Source organism: Pseudomonas sp. WS 5412, from assembly GCF_012985615.1.
In the GTDB taxonomy this organism is placed as follows: Bacteria; Pseudomonadota; Gammaproteobacteria; order Pseudomonadales; family Pseudomonadaceae; genus Aquipseudomonas; species Aquipseudomonas shahriarae.
Genome location: NZ_JAARMB010000004.1, coordinates 65168 through 84169 on the forward strand (window position 1 = coordinate 65168; position 19002 = coordinate 84169).

The following is a 19002-nucleotide window of genomic DNA, read 5'->3' on the forward strand; positions in this document are numbered from 1 at the left end:
TAATGAGGTTTTCATGGAATTGCGCCACTTGCGCTACTTCATCGCCGTGGCTGAAGAGCTGCATTTCGGCCGGGCCGCCCAGGTCCTGGGCATCTCTCAGCCGCCCTTGAGCCAGCAGATCCAGGCGCTGGAGCAGGAGGTCGGCGCCCGGTTGTTCGAACGCACCAATCGTCGGGTCGAGCTGAGCGAGGCCGGGCGCTTGTTCCTCACGGAAGCCCGCCTGGTACTGGCCCAGGTCGACAAGGCTGCGGATGTGGCACGCCGAGCGCAGTTGGGGGAGCTGGGGGAACTGAAGATTGGCTTCACCTCTTCGGCGCCGTTCAACTCCAGCATCCCACAGGCGATTTTTGCTTTTCGCCAGGCCTTCCCGGCAGTGCATTTGAATTTGCAGGAGATGAGCAGCACCGAGGTGGCTGATGCGCTGGGGGATGAAACGATCCAGGTCGGCTTGATGCGCCCGTTGCCATTGCCCGATGCATTGAGTGTCGTAGAGCTGATGCGTGAGCCCCTGGTGGCGGTACTCAGTGCCGGGCATCCGTTGGCGCAAGGCAGCGAGCGCGGTTTGCACCTGACGCAGTTGGCTGAAGAACCCTTCGTATTCTTCCCACGGGCCTACGGTAGTGGTTTGTACGCACAGTTGATCAACCTGGCCCGCGATGCCGGTTTCAGCCCGCACTTCGCCCAGGAGGCGGGCGAGGCCATGACCATCATCGGCCTGGTGGCGGCGGGGTTGGGAGTCTCGGTGTTGCCGGCGTCATACCAGCGCATCCGCATCGACGGTGTGGTCTACCGCACCTTGCTCGACCCGGAGGCGGTAACGGCAGTGTGGCTGGTGCAGCGCAAGGACCAGCAGTCACCCATGGCCAAGGCGTTTGTCGAGCTGCTGACGCGTAAGGCGTTGGTGTAGCGGCGTTCACATATCAGGTACCGGAACCGTTTGTTTTTCACTGAGTGATATGGATGACACTTCTCTATCAGCCCAAAGAAGGCAGTGTGTTGATTCGTGATTTTCGAGGCTATGAGGTGCCGGAAATCATCAAGATCAGACCCGTCATTGTGATACGCAGGCACAGGACCAATAAGCTGTTGGTAACGGTTGTGCCCCTAAGTACCACGGCGCCGCAGACGGTACTCGCACACCACTTGCAGCTTGAAAGCGAACCCAGTGTGCTGGGCGAAATGCGACATCGTTGCCACCGTCAGCCTTGGACGACTTGATCGAATCAAGCGTAAGGATCGGCCTGGTAAACGAACTTACAAAATCGCTGAACTTTCCAGTGAGCAGTTTTTAGCTGTTAAGGCCAAGCCAGCCTGCTTGTGAAGAGGGCGCCGAAAGGCGCCCTTTGTTGTTTCTGGTGCTAGGTCGATGCCGGTTTTTCAGGCGCCGATCAGTTCTGCTTCGACGTCCCCGTCTCCTTGAACAACTGTGCCGCGGTACCCGCTTGCGCGGCGCCGTTAGAGCGCAACGCGGTCATGATGTCGCGGTCGAGCATGCTCACCCAGCGGTTGTAGTTGCGATGGATCTTGCCGTTCTTGTAGCCCAGTTCCTGGCTGTCGCGATAAGTGATGGCGTAGCTGGTGCCGGTGTAGCGAATGTCGATTTCGGCGTAGTAGCGGTTGCGCACGTTGATCTGGGCCTGGATCAGGCGTGGGTCGGCGCGTTGCACGGTCCAGTTGCGCTTGTCCAGGGCGGTGAGGATGCTCTGTTTCATTTTCTCTTCACTGACCTGCTCGTTGGCGGCAAGCGCGTGCTGGGTGTTGAGCACCGGCTTGCTGGTGCAGCCGGCAGCGGTCAGCAGGGTCAGGGCGATAAGGGTGGCGCGTAGCAACAAAGACATTGCGTTCTCTCCAATCAAATAAAAGGCTTACTGCCAGCGGCGAAAGATCAGCGACGTGTTGACGCCGCCAAAGGCAAAGTTGTTGTTCATCACGTAGTCGTTGTGCATCTGGCGGAACTCGCCGCGCAGGTAATCCAGCTCGCCGCAGCGCGGGTCCACTTGATCGAGGTTGAAGGTCGGCACGTACTGGTCGCGGTTCATCATCTCGATGCTGAACCACGACTCCAGCGCCCCGCAGGCGCCCAGGGTATGGCCGAGAAAACTCTTCTGCGAGCTGATGGGCATGCGGCTGCCGAACAGGCTGCTGGTGGCCTGGGTTTCGGCAATGTCGCCTTGTTCGGTGGCGGTGCCGTGGCCGTTCACATAACCGATGGCATCCGGCGCCAGGCCGGCATCTTCGAGGGCCAGCTCCATGGCGCGGCGCATGGTGGTCTGTTCAGGTCGCGTGGTGTGCTGGCCGTCGGCGTTGCTGCCAAAACCAACGATTTCGGCATGGATATGCGCACCACGGGCCAGGGCATGTTCCAGCTCCTCAAGCACCAGCATGCCGCCGCCTTCGCCGATCACCAGGCCGTCGCGACCGCTGTCGTAGGGCCGTGGGCTGGTTTGCGGCGCGTCGTTTTTCAGGCTGGTGGCGTAGAGCGCGTCAAACACCATGGCTTCGGTGGGGCACAGTTCTTCGGCGCCACCGGCGAGCATCAGTGGCAGGCGGCCGAACTTGATCGCTTCATAGGCATAGCCGATGCCCTGGCTGCCGCTGGTACACGCGCTGGACGTGGGGATCAGGCGCCCGGTGAGGCCAAAGAAGATGCTGATATTGGCCGCCGTGGTGTGCGGCATCATGCGCACGTAGGAGTTGGCGTTCAGACCCTCGGCCACTGAGTTGAGCAGCATATTGCCGAATGCCTTGATCTCGTCGGTGCTGCCGGTGGATGAGCCGCAGGCGACACCCATGCGCCCATCCTTGATCGACGCATCGCCCAGCAGGCCTGCGTCCTGCAGCGCCTGCTCGGCGGCCCACACCGCCAGGCGCGAGACCCGGCCCATGCTGCGCAATTGTTTGCGGGTCCAGTGGGCGGGCACCACAAAGTCGTCAATCGGCCCGGCCAGGCGGGTGTTCAGTTCGCTGAAGCGATCCCACTCGTCCATGCGCCGGATACCGCTGCGCCGGGCGCGGAAGTTGGCGACGATGGTGTCCCAGTCGCTACCCAGGGAGGTCATGCCGGCCATGCCGGTGACTACCACACGTTTCATCAGCACAGGCCCCCGTTCACGGCCAGGACCTGGCGGGTGATGTAGCCGGCTTCGGCTGACATCAGGAAGTTCACCGCACTGGCGACCTCTTCGGGGGTGCCCATGCGTTGCGCGGGGATCATTTTCATCAGTTCTTCCACCGGCACATTCTCATCGAGCATTGCCGTGTCGATCAGGCCCGGGGCCACGCAGTTGACGGTGATCTTGCGCTTGCCCAGCTCAATGGCCAGGGCCTTGGCGGCGCCGATCAGGCCGGCCTTGGACGCGCTGTAGTTGACCTGGCCACGGTTGCCGATCAGCCCCGAGACCGAGGTAATACACACAATGCGCCCGGCCGCACGACGCCGGATCATCGGCATCATCACTGGGTGCAGCACGTTATAGAAACCATCGAGATTGGTACGCATCACCACGTCCCAGTCGTCTTCCGACAACGCCGGGAACGCGCCATCGCGGGTCAGCCCGGCATTCAGCACCACGCCGTAATAGGCGCCGTGGGTTTCTACGTCGGCTTCAAGGATCTGCTTGCAGGTGGCCCGGTCCGCCACGTCGAATTGCAGTACCCGCGCCTTGCGGCCCAGGGCCTCGACTTCGACCTGTACGGCATCTGCCTCGGCGCGGCCGCTGCGGCAATGCAGCACAATGTCATGGCCGGCCTGGGCCAGGCGCAGGGCGATAGCGCGGCCGATACCCCGGCTGGAGCCGGTGACCAGTACGGATTCAGTCATGACGCGTGTCCTTCGATTCAGCTAAATAGTTGGCCGCCTGGGGCGGTCGAAATACGTTCAGGCGGGCGCTGGCCTGGATCCCGTCGCCGGTCAGGTGGCATTCGAACACACCCATGCCGTTGTCGTCTTCCAGGGAGCGCAGGCCGTGGATGGTCAGTTCGCTGCCGGCGGGAAAGTGCTCGACATTGCATTCGAATTTGCGCGTGCCCAGCAGGAAGCCCAACTCCACCGCTTCGCCGTTCTGGCGCGCGCGGCAGCCGGCATAGGCGGCCACGCTTTGCGCCATCAACTCGACGCCGACCCAGGCCGGCAGGCTGCCGTCAGGGCGGTTGAACAGGCCGCCGGGCTTGACGGTGACGCGGGTGCGGATCTGTTCTTCATCGAACGCCAACACCTGGTCGATCAGGATCATGTCCCCGGCGTGGGGCAGCAGTTCGGCGAGTGGCCAATGGCTCATAGGGCGTCTCCGATAATCAGGCTGACGTTATTGCCGCCGAAGGCAAACGAGTTACTCATCAGGCAGCGTTTTTCCAGGAGGTCGCCGACCTTGGCCCAGCGCAGGGCGGGCAGCGCCGGGTCGGCTTGGCCGTCCCAGATATGGGGCGGCACAGCACCTTCCATCAGGCTCAGCCAGCAGAACGCCGCTTCCAGCGCCCCGGCAGCGCCGAGGGTATGGCCGGTCATGGGCTTGGTCGAGGAACAGGCTACACCGGCGGGGAACAGGCTTGCCACGGCCAGGCTTTCCATGGCGTCGTTATGCTGGGTGGCGGTGCCGTGCAGGTTCAGGTAGCCGATCTGCGCCGGCGCCAGTTTCGCGCTGGCCAGGGCCTTGCTCATGGCCTGCAATGCGCCCTTGCCGCTGGGCTCTGGCGCAGAAATATGGTGCGCATCGCAACTGGCGCCGCTACCCAGCAGGGCGATGGGCGCCGGGGTTTTGCTCATCAGGAACAGCACCGCCGCCTCGCCGATATTGATGCCGTTGCGGTTCACCGAAAACGGGTTGCAGCGTTCGCTGGAGACCGCTTCCAGCGAGGTAAAGCCATTGAGGGTCAGCTTGCACAGGCTATCGACCCCGCCACACAGCACCGCATCGCACAGGCCCAGGTCCAGCAGGCGGCGTGCGCTCATCATTGCGCGGGCGCTGGAAGTGCAGGCAGTGGAAATCACATAGGCCGGGCCGCTCAGTTGCAGCCAGTCGGCGAGGAAGTTGGCCGGGGCGCCGAGTTCCTGCTGCCGGTAGTCATAGGCCTCGGGGAACTGCCCTTCGCGCAGGTAATGGGCGATGCCGCGACTGGCTTCATCAATGCCCGAGGTGCTGGTACCCAGCACCACACCGATACGCGAGGCGCCAAAGGTGTCGATCGCCTGCCGGATCGGGCCTTCGATCTGCAAGGCGGCCTCCAGCAACAGCTGGTTATTGCGACTGCTCTGCTGGGCCAGGTGCGGCGGCAGTGGCGCCAGTTCGCCAGGCACGCTGCCCACCGGCAGTACTCGCTCGGGCACCCAACCGCTCTCGGCGCGCATACCCGAGCAATCCCCGGCAAACAGATTGCGCCGCACGGCCTGCTGGCCACGGCCCAGGGCGCAGATGATCCCCAGGGCATTGAGGTAGGCGGTCATGGGCTGCTCTCAAGCGCGGTGACGCGATAGTTCAGGTGCTGGCCGGGCATGTTCACGCTGAAGGTCAAGGGGGCGCGGTAGATCACCTGCCAGTGCGGCTTGAGTACCCGGACGCCATCGTCTTCACGGGCGTGGGGGTAGTTGCCGGGCATTTCAGCGGCCGGGGTCAGGGCGAACAGCAGCGCCGCAAACAGCTCGCGGGCCTGGGGGTTGGGCGGTAGCAGGCCATCCGCCTGCCAACGGCCGGCCACCAGCTTTTGCCGGGCCTGGGGGATGCCCAGCGGGTCCATCAGTGACCAACGCAGGGCCTCGCCTTCGCGCTGGATCACCAGCAACCAGTCCTGGCGCTGGCCGTCCTGCTCGCGCTCGATATGCAATTGCAGGGGCAAGGCCAGGCTCGGTGTATGCACCGGCAGTGGCGGCTGGCTGGCGCACGCGGCCAGCAGCAACAGGCAGCCGATCAACAGCGCGCGGATCATGCTGGCGGGCCTGCGAGTGGCTTGCGTGCAACCACATTCACCAGGGTCTCTTCACGCTCGCCAAACGGCTTGGGCTGACGCAGGCCCCAACGCTCCAGCAGGCCGAAGTCAGCCGAGCGGCTCCACCACAGGTACGGGTACGACACATTCTGCGGGCCAAACTCGAAACCCTGGTCGCGGATCATCTCCAGGTACTCGGCGGCGCTTTTCTGCACATGCATCGGGTGGCGGAACAGCCAGCGAATCACCCAGGTGTCGATATAGGCTTCGGTGGACTCGGCAAACAGCAGGTAGCCGCCCGGCTTGAGCACCCGATAGAACTCGGTGAGTGCCCGCTGTTGCTCCACCAGGTGGTGGAAGGTCTGGTGGCAGAACAGGATATCGACACTCTCATCGGCCACCTTGAGGGTTGCGCAATCGCTGCCGATCAACTCGATATCAATGCCCTGGCGCGCCGCTTCGGCACGGCTCAGGTCGAGGCTGTGGGGGTCGGCGTCAAGGCCGATCAGGCGCTGGGGGGCGAACACCTGCTGCAAATAACGGAACGACTTGCCCTGGCCGCAACCGGCATCCAGCAGCACGGGTGCTTCCGGCAGCGGGGTGCTGAACAGGCTGCGCAGGTCGTTGATTGCCACGCGCAGCACATGATGCTGCCAGGTGTGGCTGCGCAGGAACCAGAAGCCGAATTTGGTTTCTTCGACGTAGTTTTTGCTCAAGTACTCTTTTGACACAGGTGGGCTGCTCATAGGTTTTCTGCCGCACAAATTTCCGAGAGCATCCGCAAGCGGCGCTTGGGTTCGCTGACAAAGGGGTTGCGTTCATCCCAGGCGTAGCCGGCGAGGATCGAACTGATCATGCGGCGGATTTCCGGCGAGCTGCCAGGGTGATAGATCACATCCTGGAAGGTGCCGGCGTACCAGCCTTCGACGTAGCAGCGGAAGGTGTCGACCCCGCGTTTGAGCGGCACCGCGAACTCGGTTTGCCAGTCCACGCTTTCGCCCTTGAGCTGGCGGTGCAAGAGGCCGGCGGCCATGCTGGCCGAGCGCATGGCGATGGTCACGCCGGACGAGAACACCGGGTCGAGGAACTCCGCGGCATTGCCCAGCAGCGCAAACCCCGGGCCATGCAGGGTGGTGACGTTCGCCGAGTAGCCGCCAATGGTCCGGGCCGGGGTATCCCACACGGCATTCGCCAGCACGCTGGACAGGCTCGGGGTTTGTTCGATAAAGCGGCGCATGCAGGCATCCAGATCCCCATCGCAGCCGGCGAAATGCTCCTTGGCCGCGACCACGCCCACCGAGCAGCGCCCGTTGCTGAACGGGATGGTCCAGAACCAGATATCGCGCTGGGTCGGGTGGGTGGTGATAAGGATCTTGCTGCGGTCGAAGCCCGGATGTTCGATACGGTCTTCGACGTGGGTGAACACCGCCTGGCGCAGCGGGAAGTTCGACGGCGCCTCCAGGTTCAGCAGGCGTGGCAGCACGCGGCCGTAACCGCTGGCGTCGAGGACGAAGCCGGCCTTGATGTGGTATTCGCGACCGTTTTCGCGGCGTACATGCAGGTAGCGGTGGCCGGCGGCGAAATCCACCCCGACCAGGGTCTGGCCGTAACGGATCTCTACGCCTTGCAGCGCCGCCTGATCGGCCAGCAACTTGTCGAAATCGGCGCGCTGGACCTGGAAGGTCGTGGGCTTGCCGTCGCTGAACGTGTCACCGAAATCAAAGGCGCTGTAGCGCTCGCCCCAGGCAAACGCGGCACCGGTTTTCAGTTGGAAACCGGCGGCGTTGACGGCCTCGAGCATGCCGGCTTCTTCGATAAAGTCGATGCAGTGGGACAGCAGGCTCTCGCCGATGGAAAAACGCGGGAAGTGCTCGCGCTCGATGATCAATACATCATGCCCGTTACGCTTGAGCAGCGCGGCCGCAATGGCACCGGACGGGCCGGCACCGATCACCACGACCTGGCGGCGTTCCATTTCAACTGTGGGCACTGTGGCTCCTTGCCGGGTTGGCGATCATCACATTCAACTCAAAAAAATTAGTGGGCATCATTGCGCATGTTCCTGGCGGCCGGCCCATGGCGCCAGCATAAAGCTGAAGGCCAGGCCCAGGCTGACCGACAGGCCGAAATTACTCACCGCCGGGGTGCTGGACACCGCCAGCAGGCCAAAGGACAGCCAGGTGGTGACGGCTGCCAGCAACGTCCCCAGCAGGCTGACAGCGGCACCGCCGATCTGTTCGCGCATGAGGATTGCATAATCGACGCTGATCGCCGTCACCAGTAGCAGGCCGAACAGGCTGAACAGGGTCAACGGCTGCCCCAGCCAACCGAGGCTGGCCAGGCTGCACAGCGCAGCCAGCAGCGGCAGGGCGACAATCCGCAGCGCGCCGCCCAGGCCAAAGGGCAGGATCAGCAGCAAGACGATCAGTACACAGGACAATAATTTCAATTCGGCAGCGCTGATCTGGGTTGCGGCAAATACCTGGTTCAAGTCGCCGAGGCGGTCCACCAGTTGCACGCCCGGCAGGTCCAGGGCCTGGATGCGCAGCAGCGCCGGGTTGTTCAAGCCTTGCAGGCTGACCATCGCCGCCACGCCGCCCTCGACATTGCCCAGCCACAGCAGGCGCCACGGCTCGGCCAGCGGGCCAGCCAGGGCGGCGTCGATGTCGGCGGTGGGCAGCGCCTGCAACTGCGCCAGCTCTGCTTGCAGGGCGCTGGCGGGGATGCCGAGGTCGAGCAGCGGCTGCCACAGGGCAGGCAGTTGATTCAGGGCTTCGCGCAATTGCTGCTGTTCGCCGGGGGGGCTGACCAGTTGATTGAGCGCCAGGTAGCCTTGCAGTTTTTCCATGTGCACCAGTTGATCCAGGCGCAGGCTCAACGCCGCCTGGCGTTCCAGCAACTGCTGTTGATTGTCCGCGCGTACCAGGAAGAACTGGCTGGTGGGCTGGTAGCCGGTAATGCGGGCAATCGCCTGGGCTTCTTGCAGCAGTTGCGGCGGCGCGCTGATCCACTGGCGAATATCGTTCTTGCTGTTCAGCTGCCACAGGCCACCGGCGCAGAACAGCAGGGCCAGCACTAGCAATGCCTGGCTCGGCAGGCGCTTGAGCAGCGACTCACGCACCCCCAGCAGGAACTCGGCGACCCGCAGCGGCCATTGCGCCGGGCGCAGGTCCATGCCGTTGAGCAGCGCCGGCAACAGGCACACCGCCGACAGGTAGGCGCCCACCAGGCCGGCGGCGGAGAATACGGCGATCTGGGTCAGCGCCGGGAACGGCGTCCAGGCCAGGGCCAGGTAGCCGATGCAACTGGTGGCCAGGCTCAGGCTCAGGCCCGGCAGGGTCAGGCGCAAGGCTGGCCAGCTGCGCCAGGGTTGCAGGCTCCAGCTCTTGGACAGGTAGTGCAGCGGGTAGTCGACGGCCACGCCGATCAGGCTCGCGCCCAGCACCAGGGTCATCACATGCATATGGCCGAACAGCGCCACACAGGCCACCGCGCCAAACAGCATGCCCACCAGCACCGGGACAAACGCCAGCAACACCCGCCAGCGACGAAACGCCAGCAGCAACAGCAACAGGATCCCCACCGTTGCGCCACCGCCGACCCAGGTCATCTCGCGGCTGGCTTGTTGTTGACCGTTGGCCGCGTACAACAGGCCGCTGGCGGCGAGCAGTTGCACGCCGTGCTGGGCGGCCTGTTCGCGGCTGGCTTGCAGCAAGTCGGCGACTTGCAGCGGCAGCTTCATATCAAAGGCATTGCCCTGGGTACGTGCACGCAGCAGTACCCAGCTCTTGCCGTCGGCATCGGCGATCAGCGCGCCGCTGCCGATGTCCAGTTGCACCGCGCCGTGTTGTGGCTGGCTGCTCTGGATGCGTCCGGTCAGGCCCAGCCAGTCGTCCTGGCTGGGGACCAGGCTGAAGCCGGTAAAGGGATCGAACAGTGTGTGTACCCGCTCTGCGATAAACGCCGCAGGCTCGCCGATCAACTGTTCGCGGTCCTTGGTCGACAGCATCGCCAGGCGCCCTTGCAGCAATTGCTGGCGCAGGGCAGGCAGGTCGGCTTGCAGGGTCCAGGTGACTTTTTCAAACAGACCGCTGGCCTGCCAGCGCTCGCCCAATTGTTCGGCCATGGCCACCGCCTGCTGACGCTCGGCATGCCCGACCAGCACCAGCATCTCGCGGTTCAGGGGTTCCTGCATGCGCTGCTCGGCCGCCAGCTCCAGGGCGTCCGGGGTGTTACCCGGCACCAGTTCCATCAGGTTGGCCGACAACGGCGCGCCCTGGCGCCATTGCCAGCCGGCCAGGGCCAGCACCGCCACCAGCAGGATCAGGAACAGGCGCGGCAACCAACGCTCACTGGGCAAAGTCGTGTTGCTCCGCGTCGCTCAAAGGTTGCGTGCTGGTACTGTCCTGCATGCGCAACAGGGTGCTGTCGCCTTGGGTTTCCAGCAACTCGATGGTGTGCACCAGTTCGCCGCCGTCGATATTGATTTGGGTGAACACTTGCTTGAGCAGCAGCGAGCGCGGGATCAACGTGAGTTTCCAGGCCTTGGCTTCGCCTTGCAGCTGCAACTCGAAGTCGCGCTGCAAGCCACTGCTGTCGCCTTGCAGCACGGCGAGGAACAAACGGTTCTGCTCGGCGCCGGCGCTTTTGTTCGGCAGTGGCTGCCAACCGTTTGCATCACGGCGGGCAATACCCTGGGCGTTGATGCGGTAGTCCTGCTGCAGCGGGGTTTTCAGCAGCCAGAGCAGGCCGTGGTCCTTGGCCAGGACGAAGGTACCTGTGCTGGTCAGCGGCTGGGGCAGGGCACGCAGGTGTTTTTCCTGGATGAAGTTGCCGTGGATCACCGTAGGCTTGGCCAGTTGATCGCTGAGCTGTTGCAGGTCAAAAGCATAAGCCCCGAAGCTCAGCAACAACCCTGCCGCTGTAGGTGCGAGCTTGCTCGCAAAAAACCTCAGGGCGCTGCGCAGTGTCAGGGCCCCTGGGTTAGCGTTGACGTCCATCGCCGGCAAGCCAGCTCCCACAGGGGTCAGCATTTCAAGGCCCTTTCGACGGCGGTGGTGAACACGGTTGGCGAGGCCAGTTGCATCTCGCGGCTGGCAATTTCTACGGCCACTTGCACGGTGCTGGCGCGGGTCAGGCGCTCGCCGCTGGCAAGGTCGGTGATCAGGTAGTTGACCTTCAAGCGGTTCTCCCACTCCACCAGGCTGGCGCGCACGTTGAGGGTCTGGCCAAAGGTGGCGCCACGCACGTAGCGCAGTTGCATGTCGATCACCGGCCACGCATAGCCGGATTCGAGCATTGCCGTGTAGTTGTGGCCGAGCTTGTCGAGCAACGCGCAACGGGCGATTTCCAGGTACTTCACGTAGTGGCCGTGCCAGACCACGTTCATCGTGTCGATGTCGAAGAACGGTACGAGGATTTGTGTGTCGCTGTGCAATACGCCGGGGCTACGCATGCAGCCTCCAGTGTTGCGCGGCGATGCGTTGCAGGCACAGGCGCAGTTCGCCTTCCAGGGCCCGGTCTTCGATCACCGGCGGGAAGTCCTTGGCCAGTGCCTCGTGCATCGCGGCCAGGGCTGGCGGCAACGGCCGTGCATCCTTGACCTGGGCGCGCAACCACACGCCCTGGTTGGCGGCGAGCAAGGTGGCGGCGGCCACTTGTTCGGTCAGCTCCAAGACGCGGATCGCATCGCGGGCGGCGATGGTGCCCATGCTGACCTTGTCCTGGTTGTGGCATTCGGTGGAGCGCGAAAACACGCTGGCCGGCATGGTGTTTTTCAACGCTTCGGCGGTCCAGGCGCTGGTGCCGATCTGCACCGCCTTGAAGCCGTGGTTGATCATTGCGCGGTCCGCCGGGGCGCCCGACAGGTTGCTCGGCAAGCCATGGTTGTAGCGCTCGTCCACCAGCAGCGCGAGTTGCCGGTCGAGCAGGTCGGCGACGTTGGCCACCAGGTTCTTCAGGCTGTCCATGGCAAAGGCGATATGCCCGCCGTAGAAGTGCCCGCCGTGCAGCACGCGTTCGGCTTCGGCGTCGATGATCGGGTTGTCGTTGGCACTGTTGAGTTCGATCTCGATAAACGAGCGCAGCCAGTTCAGGCTGTCGGCCAGCACGCCGAGGACGTGGGGCGCGCAGCGTAGCGAGTAGCGGTCTTGCAAGCGGTGCAGCGGCGCGGTCGGGGCGTCGATCGCCAGGTCCTTGCGCAGCCAGGCTGCGACCTGCATCTGCCCGGGGTGTGGTTTGGCGGCGAACAGGCGTTCGTCGAAGTGCTCCGGGTTGCCTTGCAACGCCACCACGTTCAGCGCGGTGATGCGTGTGGCCAGTTGCAGCAGGTAGTCGGCGCGGGCGAAGGCCAGGCAGGCCAGGCCGGTCATCACCGCGGTGCCGTTCATCAACGCCAGGGCTTCCTTGGGTCGCAGCACCAGCGGGGTCCAGCCCAGCTCGCGATGGACATCGGCAGCCAGGCGGCGCTCGCCACGGAACAGCACTTCACGTTCGCCGGACAAGGTCGCGGCCACGTACGACAGCGGCGTCAGATCGCCGCTGGCGCCGACCGAGCCTTCTTCCGGGATCAGCGGCAGGATGTCGTGTTCAAGAAACGCATGCAGGCGCTCCAGCAGTTCAACCCGCACCCCGGACACGCCATGGCACAGCGACTGCAAACGCGCCGCCAGCACCGCACGGGTGGCCTGGGCGTCGAGCAACTTGCCCAGGCCGCAGCCGTGGAAGGTGTACAGGTGGCGCGGCAATGCCTCGACATGCTGCAACGGCACCGCCACCACGCACGAGTCGCCATAGCCGGTGGTCACGCCGTAGATCACGCCTTCTTTGTCCAGCAGCGAATCGAGGAACTGCGCACCCTTGGCGATGCGCAGGCGGTACCCGGCATCGTCTTGCAGGCGAGTGGGCGCCTGACGGTTGGCCAGGGCCAGCACATCTTCGATGCGCAAAGGGAGTTCGCCGAAGGTTACCGGCTCAAGCAGATGCGTCGTCATCGGTCTTCCAGAAAGGGTAAAAGTTGAACCATTGTTGGGGCGCTTCCAGGCAGAACTGGCCCAGGCGTTCGGCGTAGCGGGCGGCCCAGTGGGCGATCACTTGCGGGCGGTCGCTGCGTTTCCATTCGATCAATTGGGCGAAGGGCTCGATGATCAAACGATAGCGGCCCTGGTGCTTGAGGCACATCAGCAGGTTGACCGGGCATTTGAGCAGCCCGGCCAGCAACCACGGGCCCTGGGGGAAGGCCGCGCTATGGCCGAGAAAATCCACGCGCACGGTGCGCCCGCCATGCAGCGGGATACGGTCGCCGGCAATTGCCAGCCATTCACCGTCGTCCAGGCGCTGGCTGAGCAGCAGCATCACCGCCGGGTCCAGTTCGCTGACCTGGATCAGCCGCAGGTTGCTCGCCCCGGCTTCGCCCAGCAGGCGGTTGAACTGTTCGGCATGCTTGGTGTGCACCAGCACATTCATGGTGACTTTCTCGCCCAGCTCCGCCAGGGCCCGGCACACTTCCAGGTTGCCCAGGTGCGCACCCACCAGCATCTGCCCGCGTTCGCCGCGCAGTTGCCCGCGCAACTGGGCCGGGTCGATGATCTCGATCTGTTCCAGGCGCAGCTTGCCGTTCCATACGTCGAGCTTGTCCAGCAAGGCGTCGGCGAAGGCCATGAATTGGCCGAAGACCTTTTTGTGGCTGGGGCGCAGCTCGTCGCGCCCGCTCCAGTCGGCCAGGCGCTGCTGGTATTGCCAGATGCTCTGGCGCGCAGCGCGGCCAAACACGAAAAAGTACAGGACGATGCCATACAGCAGTGGGCTCAGCACCCGGCGTCCGAGGACCTTGGCGGCGAACGCGGTGAGCTTCATCAGCCAGAAACTGCCGCGCTCCTGGCGGTCGGCCCAATGCCGGGTGTTTTCGCTCATGCTTGCCACCGTCGCCAGAGGATCAGCGGTGCGCGCAGCAACATGCCAAAGAACAGCCGGGTGTGCATCGACGAAATCAGCAGGTTGTCGTGGAACATCCGAAAGTGCGACAGGCCATCGGCCGGGTAATGCACCTTGGTCGGCAGCCAGCGCATCGGCTGGTTGCGCCATGACAGGCGCACGAGGATGTCGGAGTCGAAATCCATGCGCTTGCCGATCCGCGCCGAGTCCATCAGCGCCAGCACCGGTGCCAGCGGGTAGATGCGAAAGCCGCACATCGAGTCGCGGATCTGCAGCGACAGGCTGTTGATCCACACCCAGACATGGGTCAGGTAGCGGGCGTAGAGGCGGCCCTTGGGCACGCTATCGTCGTATTCGGGGTAGCCGCAGATCACCGCATCGGGGTGAGTGCGCGAGGCGTCGATAAACAGGGCGACTTCGCGCAGGTCGTGCTGGCCGTCGGCGTCCACTTGCAGGGCATGGGTAAAGCCCAGGCGTGCGGCTTCGCGAAAACCGACTTGCACCGCACCGCCCTTGCCCTGGTTGGTGGGCAGGGTGATCAGCGAGACGTTGTCCAGGCTGGCCAGTTGCGCCAGTACGGCGGCGCAGGCGGGGCTGCTGCCATCGTCCACCAGCAGGCAGGGCAGGCCATGCTCCAGCAGGCTGCGGACCACGGCGGGCACGGCGGCTTCATGGTTGTAGACCGGGATCAGGGCGCAGGGGTTATGCATGGTGGCGGACACCTGATGGACCGAGTTGCCTGCATCGCAGACAAGCCAGCTCCCACATTGGGAATGTGTACCCATTGTGGGAGCGGGCTTGCCCGCGATTGAGCGCGCAGCGCTCACCCAACCTATGCATGAGAATTCTCCAGCAAAACCCGCCCGCTGGAACACGCCGCACTGTCATTGCGATAAGCGAAATACAACTTGCCCCGCTCGCGATCAAAACGCAGGTGCAACTCGACCACATCGCCCGGGCGCACCAGTTGCTGGAATTTGAGCACTTCCATGCCGGCAAAGGTCGGCGGGAGATCGAGCAGTTGCTGGCCCAGATTGAACGCCCATTCCACCTGCACCACCCCCGGCAGCACCGGGGTGTGGGGGAAGTGGCCGCTGAAGTAGGCCAGGTCCGGCGGAATGCTCAGTTGCAGGGTCCATTCGCCGTCGCTCTCGACCTGCGCCAGGACGTCCGGCGCCTTGGGGCGCGGCGCCAGCAGCAGGGCTTCGATGTGCGCCTGGGGCAGCTTGCCCTGGGGGTTGAGCGGCAACTGCCGCAACAGGCGCCAGCGGCGGGGCAGGGCCAGGGCTTCGCAATGCTGGCCCAAGTGTTGGCGCAGGGTTTGGGTGACGGTCCGTCGGCCTTGGTTGCGCAAGGCGTGCAGGCCGTCGCCATTGAGCACCACCAGGGCGCCGAGGGACGCGCGGTTTTCCTGGACCACGCCCAGGCGCGCTTCGGCGACCCAGGCGTGATCCGCCAAGGCTTGTTCGAGCATCGGCAGGGAGATGCGTTTTTCTTCCAGCTTGACGATCCGATCCAGGCGCCCGAGCAGTTCGAAGCGCCCGTCGGCGTGGATCTGGGCGGCATCGGCAGTCTGCTCGACATGCCCCGCTGGCAGGTACGGCGAGGCAATGCGCAAGGCGCCGTCGGCATCCTGGCTCAGTTGCACATCGGCAAACGGCTGCCACGGCGCGTGGCCCTGGCGCCAGGCAATGCCGCCGGTTTCCGAGCTGCCGAGGATCTCCGTCGGCCACTGCTGCAGGCGTTGATGCAGGCTGTCGGCCGCGTCGCCGGGCAGTGCGCCACCGGAGGAGAACACGCGCTTGACCGTGCTCAAGGCGGCCCAGTCAAGATTGTCGCCCATGCGCTTGAGCAGGGCCGGGCTGGCCACCCAGGCAAAGTGCGGGTGCTGGCGGCTGACGCGCTGCAAGTCTTCGGGGAACGGCAGTTGCTCACGTACAAACGTGCGCCCAGCGCACAGCGGCCACAGCACGCGGAACAGCAGGCCGTAGATATGCTGGGTGGCGACGCTGCCGATGATGCAGGCCTGGCCCAGGTCGGCGCCCCACAAGGCTTCCAGGGCCTGGACCTCATTGGCCAGCTGGCGCAGGGTTTTGTCGATGCGCTTGGGCTCGCCGCTGGAGCCGGAGGTGCACAGGCTCAACTGGCAGGTATCCAGGTCAAGGGCGGCGGCGGCAACTGGGGGCTGGTAGAGCGCGTCAAGGTCGCCCGCTTCGGTCAGCCAGGCGTCAACATCAGCGGCCCAGCGTTGGCGGGTCTGGGGTTGCAGGTCGGCGGGCAGCAACACGCTGACCCCGGCCTGCCAGGCGCCCAGCAAGGCGATCGCCAGCTCGCCGGCGTCGTTCAGGTGCACCGCCAGGCGCTGGATGCCACGGGCTTGCAGGCCGGACGCCAGGCTCAGGGCCCGCTCGCACAGTTGCGCGTGATTCATCGACGGTTCGGTAGTGACCAAACGCAGTTCCACAGGCTCAAGCAACAGATGCTCAAGATTGACCCAATTCATACGCGGCCTCGAACCCTTTGTCGTATCAGCCATTCCACGGCAAACAACAGCCCCATCAAGCCGTAGGCGATCAGACCGTTGTACAACGTCCACCAGCTCAGCGGTGCCCACAGGGTGAGCGCGGCGGCGAGCAGGCCGTTACACAAGAAAAACACACTCCATGCCACGGTGACCTGGCGTGTGTACGCAATGGCCTTTTCGGGCAATTGCGGATCGCTCAGGCGCGCCAGGCGCTCGACCATCGGCGGGCCGTATTTCAGGCTCAGGCCGAACAGCGCCAGCATGAACACGCTGACCAGGCTCGGGTACCAGCGCAGCAGTTGCGGGTTGTCGAACCAGGCCAGCAGCAGGCAAAACACAATTGCAGCCACCGCCATCCAGCCACTGCCAGGGCGTCGCGGGCCGGTCAGCGCGCGCAGCAACCACAGGCTGGCCAGCAGCAGGCCGAATTGCCACGGAGCGAAATGCTCCGTGCCGTAATACACCGCAAAAGGGTACAGCAGCCCTACCAGCAACAGGCCAAGGCCGATCAGCCGGCTCATGCGGCCGGTTGGACCAGGCGGTAGACCGCCTCGACCACGTCATTGACCGTACGCACGGCCTTGAACTCTTCGGCGGCGATTTTTTTGCCGGTCTGGCGCTTGATATGGTCGATCAGGTCCACGGCATCGATGCTGTCGATTTCCAGGTCCTGGTACAGGTTGGCGTCGAGAGTGACCCGTGCCGGGTCCAGTTCAAACAGTTCCACCAGGGCGTCGCGCAGGGTGTTGAAGATATCGTCACGAGTTTGCATGGTTGGGTCTCAAGCTGCCTGTCTGGCCGTGACGAACGCCGCGAGGCTGGCCACGTTGATAAAGTGATTGCGGGTGTCCTTGGCGTCGGCGTCGATCTTGATGCCGTACTTTTTCTGGATCGCCAGGCCCAGTTCCAGGGCGTCTACCGAATCCAGGCCCAGGCCTTCGCCGAACAGGGTTTGCTCGCTGCCAATGTCGCAGGCGTCGATATCTTCCAGGCCCAGGGCCTCGATGATCAGGGTTTTGATTTCGTGCTCAAGGCTGTTTGGGTTGCTCATCTTCGGCGAGCTCCTTAATGAAATAGTGATGCAGGTAATCGTTGAGCTTGCGTGAGGCCTGAGGCGCTGGCCCTTGTGAGGCAAACACCTGTGGGTCTATATCGGCACCCACCTGCAAACTGAAGTGAAAGCGGCGGTGGGGGATGCGATACCAGGGCTCGGCCTTGGTCAGCGTGGTCGGGCTGACCTTGAGCACCACGGGGGTGATGATTGTCGCACCGCGCAGGGCGATGGCGGCGGCCCCGCGATGAAAGGCCGGGGCTTTGCCCGGTACGGTGCGGGTGCCTTCGGGAAAGATAATCAGGGTCTGGCCGCCCCTCAGGGCGCCTGCGGCGGCATCGAGCATGTCGATGCTGCCGTCATTGCTGATATAGCCGGCATCGCTCACCGGGCCACGGGTGAAAGGGTTATGCCACAGGCTTTGCTTGACCACGCAATTGGCATCGCGCACCAGGCCGATCAGCACGACGACGTCGATCAGCGACGGGTGGTTGGCGATGATCATCTGCCCGGGGCGCCCGAGTTTTTCGGCACCCTCGACGCTGTAGGTGAGAATGCCGGCGCGGTACATCATGTTGATAAAGAACCAGAACAGGCGGCCGATGGTCAGGCGCGCACGGCGCTGATGCTGCTGCGCATCCCCCGGCAGGCAACTGAGCAGGGGAAACACCAGCAGGCGCAGGCACAGGCCGCCCAGGCCGAACAGCACGAAGCTGGCGGCCGTGGCGAACAGGCGCCAGTAGTAGGCGTCCCGGGGCTTGTCGGTCAGGGTTTGCGTTGCCAGTTCCATACTCGGTTCTTCCAGGCATGTTGGCAGGCACCCTGCTCGGTAAGCAGGGTGCACAGCAGGTTCAGGGCATGGGGCCACTGGGTCTTGGCAGGTTGGACAGTCGCGGTGTGCAGCGCCAGTTGCCATTCGTCGCCTGGGGTCAGCAGCAGGCCCAGGGCGTAGGGGAACGGCACGTCGTCGATCCAGCGTGCGTAGGCTGGAGGTGGCTGCTCTTCGGTAATCACCAGCAATACCGCCGGCGCGCCTTCGTTGAGCAGGGCGGCGGCCTCGAGCATGCCGTGCTCCAGGCCGTCGCCCGCGGCTGCCAGGGCAGTCATTTCGCTGGTTTCATTGCGCAGGATCGACCACAGGCCAATTACCGCGTTGTGCACCGACAGGCTGAACTGGGTGGGCGACAGGGGCTGGTCATTGGCCAGGTCGCTGAGAATATCCAGGGTGCGCGGGGTTTCGCCGTGACGTGAAACAAACACCAGCGGCAGATCCTGCAAACCTTCGGCCAATGGCCAGCCGACGCTGAAGGCCATCCGCGCCAGGCGGCTCAGGCGCCGGCGCTGCATGGCCGGCAGGAACGACACATCGGGCGCGGCATCGCTTTGGGCGAGCAACACCTTGGCCTGGCACCAGTCGCGCCAGGCATCCTCGCTGTCGAGCCCAGGGGCCCAGGCACGCCATTGGGCGATGTTGAAGTTGATCACTGAGAAGATTTCCCGCCCCTGCGGGCTTCCTTGTGCTGCAAATTGCCCCGCCACGACGGGACATGGCGCGATGGCCGAGTGGCGCGCATTA

The 19002-nt window shown here is 64.2% G+C and carries 22 protein-coding genes; 2 read left to right on the forward strand and 20 right to left on the reverse strand.

Annotated features, from left to right (window positions below; genetic code table 11):
• Window positions 1–13 precede the first annotated feature (13 nt).
• Together HBR94_RS07365 and HBR94_RS07370 are read left to right on the forward strand one after the other, a co-directional pair.
• On the forward strand, window positions 14–907 hold the full coding sequence (locus HBR94_RS07365; RefSeq protein WP_057437242.1) for a LysR family transcriptional regulator: 894 nt from the start codon (window positions 14–16) through the stop codon (window positions 905–907).
• 53 nt (window positions 908–960) lie between these two features.
• Window positions 961–1218, forward strand: a complete 258-nt coding sequence (locus tag HBR94_RS07370) for a type II toxin-antitoxin system PemK/MazF family toxin (protein WP_240435956.1) — start codon at window positions 961–963, stop codon at window positions 1216–1218.
• Between the two features lie 170 nt (window positions 1219–1388).
• On the opposite strand, the gene HBR94_RS07375 is transcribed toward HBR94_RS07370, so the two are convergent.
• The 20 genes from HBR94_RS07375 to HBR94_RS07470 all read right to left on the reverse strand — a co-directional run bounded on the left by HBR94_RS07375 (window position 1389) and on the right by HBR94_RS07470 (window position 18911).
• A complete protein-coding gene (locus HBR94_RS07375) occupies window positions 1389–1838 on the reverse strand; it encodes a hypothetical protein (protein ID WP_170044451.1) in 450 nt (149 codons plus the stop codon).
• Window positions 1839–1865: 27 nt separating this feature from the next.
• Window positions 1866–3092 (reverse strand): beta-ketoacyl-ACP synthase, encoded by a 1227-nt coding sequence (locus tag HBR94_RS07380; protein WP_115129347.1) that lies wholly within the window; start codon window positions 3090–3092, stop codon window positions 1866–1868.
• Entirely contained in the window at window positions 3092–3820 is a 729-nt protein-coding gene (gene fabG, locus HBR94_RS07385; protein WP_115127211.1) for a 3-oxoacyl-ACP reductase FabG, read from the reverse strand. Before fabG ends, HBR94_RS07380 begins: the two co-directional genes overlap by 1 nt.
• Complete coding sequence (locus tag HBR94_RS07390; protein WP_057437248.1) at window positions 3813–4277, reverse strand: hotdog family protein; 465 nt, start codon at window positions 4275–4277, stop codon at window positions 3813–3815. The genes fabG and HBR94_RS07390 overlap by 8 nt, the downstream gene beginning before the upstream one ends.
• Entirely contained in the window at window positions 4274–5440 is a 1167-nt protein-coding gene (locus tag HBR94_RS07395; protein ID WP_115127212.1) for a beta-ketoacyl-[acyl-carrier-protein] synthase family protein, read from the reverse strand. Before HBR94_RS07395 ends, HBR94_RS07390 begins: the two co-directional genes overlap by 4 nt.
• Window positions 5437–5919, reverse strand: coding sequence for a hypothetical protein (locus HBR94_RS07400; RefSeq protein ID WP_169959915.1), 483 nt, complete (start codon window positions 5917–5919; stop codon window positions 5437–5439). The genes HBR94_RS07395 and HBR94_RS07400 overlap by 4 nt, the downstream gene beginning before the upstream one ends.
• Window positions 5916–6665 (reverse strand): class I SAM-dependent methyltransferase, encoded by a 750-nt coding sequence (locus HBR94_RS07405; RefSeq protein WP_115127213.1) that lies wholly within the window; start codon window positions 6663–6665, stop codon window positions 5916–5918. Before HBR94_RS07405 ends, HBR94_RS07400 begins: the two co-directional genes overlap by 4 nt.
• Complete coding sequence (locus HBR94_RS07410; RefSeq protein ID WP_170044452.1) at window positions 6662–7909, reverse strand: tryptophan 7-halogenase; 1248 nt, start codon at window positions 7907–7909, stop codon at window positions 6662–6664. Before HBR94_RS07410 ends, HBR94_RS07405 begins: the two co-directional genes overlap by 4 nt.
• Before the next feature lie 57 nt (window positions 7910–7966).
• Window positions 7967–10279, reverse strand: coding sequence for an MMPL family transporter (locus HBR94_RS07415; protein WP_170044453.1), 2313 nt, complete (start codon window positions 10277–10279; stop codon window positions 7967–7969).
• Window positions 10269–10952, reverse strand: a complete 684-nt coding sequence (locus HBR94_RS07420) for an outer membrane lipoprotein carrier protein LolA (protein ID WP_225923833.1) — start codon at window positions 10950–10952, stop codon at window positions 10269–10271. Before HBR94_RS07420 ends, HBR94_RS07415 begins: the two co-directional genes overlap by 11 nt.
• Window positions 10946–11374 carry an acyl-CoA thioesterase gene (locus HBR94_RS07425; protein WP_057958093.1) on the reverse strand — a complete coding sequence of 143 codons (429 nt, stop codon included), beginning with the start codon at window positions 11372–11374 and terminating at the stop codon, window positions 10946–10948. Before HBR94_RS07425 ends, HBR94_RS07420 begins: the two co-directional genes overlap by 7 nt.
• Window positions 11367–12911 (reverse strand): aromatic amino acid ammonia-lyase, encoded by a 1545-nt coding sequence (locus tag HBR94_RS07430; RefSeq protein ID WP_169959911.1) that lies wholly within the window; start codon window positions 12909–12911, stop codon window positions 11367–11369. Before HBR94_RS07430 ends, HBR94_RS07425 begins: the two co-directional genes overlap by 8 nt.
• Entirely contained in the window at window positions 12892–13830 is a 939-nt protein-coding gene (locus HBR94_RS07435) for a glycosyl transferase (protein ID WP_115127216.1), read from the reverse strand. The genes HBR94_RS07430 and HBR94_RS07435 overlap by 20 nt, the downstream gene beginning before the upstream one ends.
• On the reverse strand, window positions 13827–14561 hold the full coding sequence (locus tag HBR94_RS07440) for a glycosyltransferase family 2 protein (protein WP_057437268.1): 735 nt from the start codon (window positions 14559–14561) through the stop codon (window positions 13827–13829). The genes HBR94_RS07435 and HBR94_RS07440 overlap by 4 nt, the downstream gene beginning before the upstream one ends.
• Window positions 14562–14683: 122 nt before the next feature.
• Window positions 14684–16354 (reverse strand): acyl-CoA synthetase family protein, encoded by a 1671-nt coding sequence (locus HBR94_RS07445; protein ID WP_120731339.1) that lies wholly within the window; start codon window positions 16352–16354, stop codon window positions 14684–14686.
• Window positions 16351–16896, reverse strand: coding sequence for a hypothetical protein (locus HBR94_RS07450; RefSeq protein WP_057437272.1), 546 nt, complete (start codon window positions 16894–16896; stop codon window positions 16351–16353). The genes HBR94_RS07445 and HBR94_RS07450 overlap by 4 nt, the downstream gene beginning before the upstream one ends.
• Window positions 16893–17147: an acyl carrier protein gene (locus HBR94_RS07455; protein WP_032862153.1), complete on the reverse strand. Its 255-nt coding sequence runs from the start codon at window positions 17145–17147 to the stop codon at window positions 16893–16895. The genes HBR94_RS07450 and HBR94_RS07455 overlap by 4 nt, the downstream gene beginning before the upstream one ends.
• A 9-nt stretch (window positions 17148–17156) precedes the next feature.
• Window positions 17157–17426: a phosphopantetheine-binding protein gene (locus HBR94_RS07460; RefSeq protein WP_032862152.1), complete on the reverse strand. Its 270-nt coding sequence runs from the start codon at window positions 17424–17426 to the stop codon at window positions 17157–17159.
• Window positions 17404–18216, reverse strand: a complete 813-nt coding sequence (locus tag HBR94_RS07465) for a lysophospholipid acyltransferase family protein (protein WP_057437274.1) — start codon at window positions 18214–18216, stop codon at window positions 17404–17406. Before HBR94_RS07465 ends, HBR94_RS07460 begins: the two co-directional genes overlap by 23 nt.
• Window positions 18192–18911, reverse strand: a complete 720-nt coding sequence (locus tag HBR94_RS07470; protein WP_057444629.1) for a beta-ketoacyl synthase chain length factor — start codon at window positions 18909–18911, stop codon at window positions 18192–18194. The genes HBR94_RS07465 and HBR94_RS07470 overlap by 25 nt, the downstream gene beginning before the upstream one ends.
• Window positions 18912–19002 lie beyond the last annotated feature (91 nt).

Coding starts and splice junctions, on each gene's coding strand:
- HBR94_RS07465 (WP_057437274.1), bottom strand. CDS start 18,216: ATGGAACTGGCAACGCAAACCCTGACCGACAAGCCCCGGGACGCCTAC.
- HBR94_RS07375 (WP_170044451.1), bottom strand. CDS start 1,838: ATGTCTTTGTTGCTACGCGCCACCCTTATCGCCCTGACCCTGCTGACC.
- HBR94_RS07440 (WP_057437268.1), bottom strand. CDS start 14,561: ATGCATAACCCCTGCGCCCTGATCCCGGTCTACAACCATGAAGCCGCC.
- HBR94_RS07430 (WP_169959911.1), bottom strand. CDS start 12,911: ATGACGACGCATCTGCTTGAGCCGGTAACCTTCGGCGAACTCCCTTTG.
- HBR94_RS07405 (WP_115127213.1), bottom strand. CDS start 6,665: ATGAGCAGCCCACCTGTGTCAAAAGAGTACTTGAGCAAAAACTACGTC.
- HBR94_RS07425 (WP_057958093.1), bottom strand. CDS start 11,374: ATGCGTAGCCCCGGCGTATTGCACAGCGACACACAAATCCTCGTACCG.
- HBR94_RS07445 (WP_120731339.1), bottom strand. CDS start 16,354: ATGAATTGGGTCAATCTTGAGCATCTGTTGCTTGAGCCTGTGGAACTG.
- HBR94_RS07420 (WP_225923833.1), bottom strand. CDS start 10,952: ATGCTGACCCCTGTGGGAGCTGGCTTGCCGGCGATGGACGTCAACGCT.
- HBR94_RS07435 (WP_115127216.1), bottom strand. CDS start 13,830: ATGAGCGAAAACACCCGGCATTGGGCCGACCGCCAGGAGCGCGGCAGT.
- HBR94_RS07450 (WP_057437272.1), bottom strand. CDS start 16,896: ATGAGCCGGCTGATCGGCCTTGGCCTGTTGCTGGTAGGGCTGCTGTAC.
- HBR94_RS07365 (WP_057437242.1), top strand. CDS start 14: ATGGAATTGCGCCACTTGCGCTACTTCATCGCCGTGGCTGAAGAGCTG.
- HBR94_RS07380 (WP_115129347.1), bottom strand. CDS start 3,092: ATGAAACGTGTGGTAGTCACCGGCATGGCCGGCATGACCTCCCTGGGT.
- HBR94_RS07455 (WP_032862153.1), bottom strand. CDS start 17,147: ATGCAAACTCGTGACGATATCTTCAACACCCTGCGCGACGCCCTGGTG.
- HBR94_RS07390 (WP_057437248.1), bottom strand. CDS start 4,277: ATGAGCCATTGGCCACTCGCCGAACTGCTGCCCCACGCCGGGGACATG.
- HBR94_RS07400 (WP_169959915.1), bottom strand. CDS start 5,919: ATGATCCGCGCGCTGTTGATCGGCTGCCTGTTGCTGCTGGCCGCGTGC.
- HBR94_RS07395 (WP_115127212.1), bottom strand. CDS start 5,440: ATGACCGCCTACCTCAATGCCCTGGGGATCATCTGCGCCCTGGGCCGT.
- HBR94_RS07460 (WP_032862152.1), bottom strand. CDS start 17,426: ATGAGCAACCCAAACAGCCTTGAGCACGAAATCAAAACCCTGATCATC.
- HBR94_RS07370 (WP_240435956.1), top strand. CDS start 961: ATGACACTTCTCTATCAGCCCAAAGAAGGCAGTGTGTTGATTCGTGAT.
- fabG (WP_115127211.1), bottom strand. CDS start 3,820: ATGACTGAATCCGTACTGGTCACCGGCTCCAGCCGGGGTATCGGCCGC.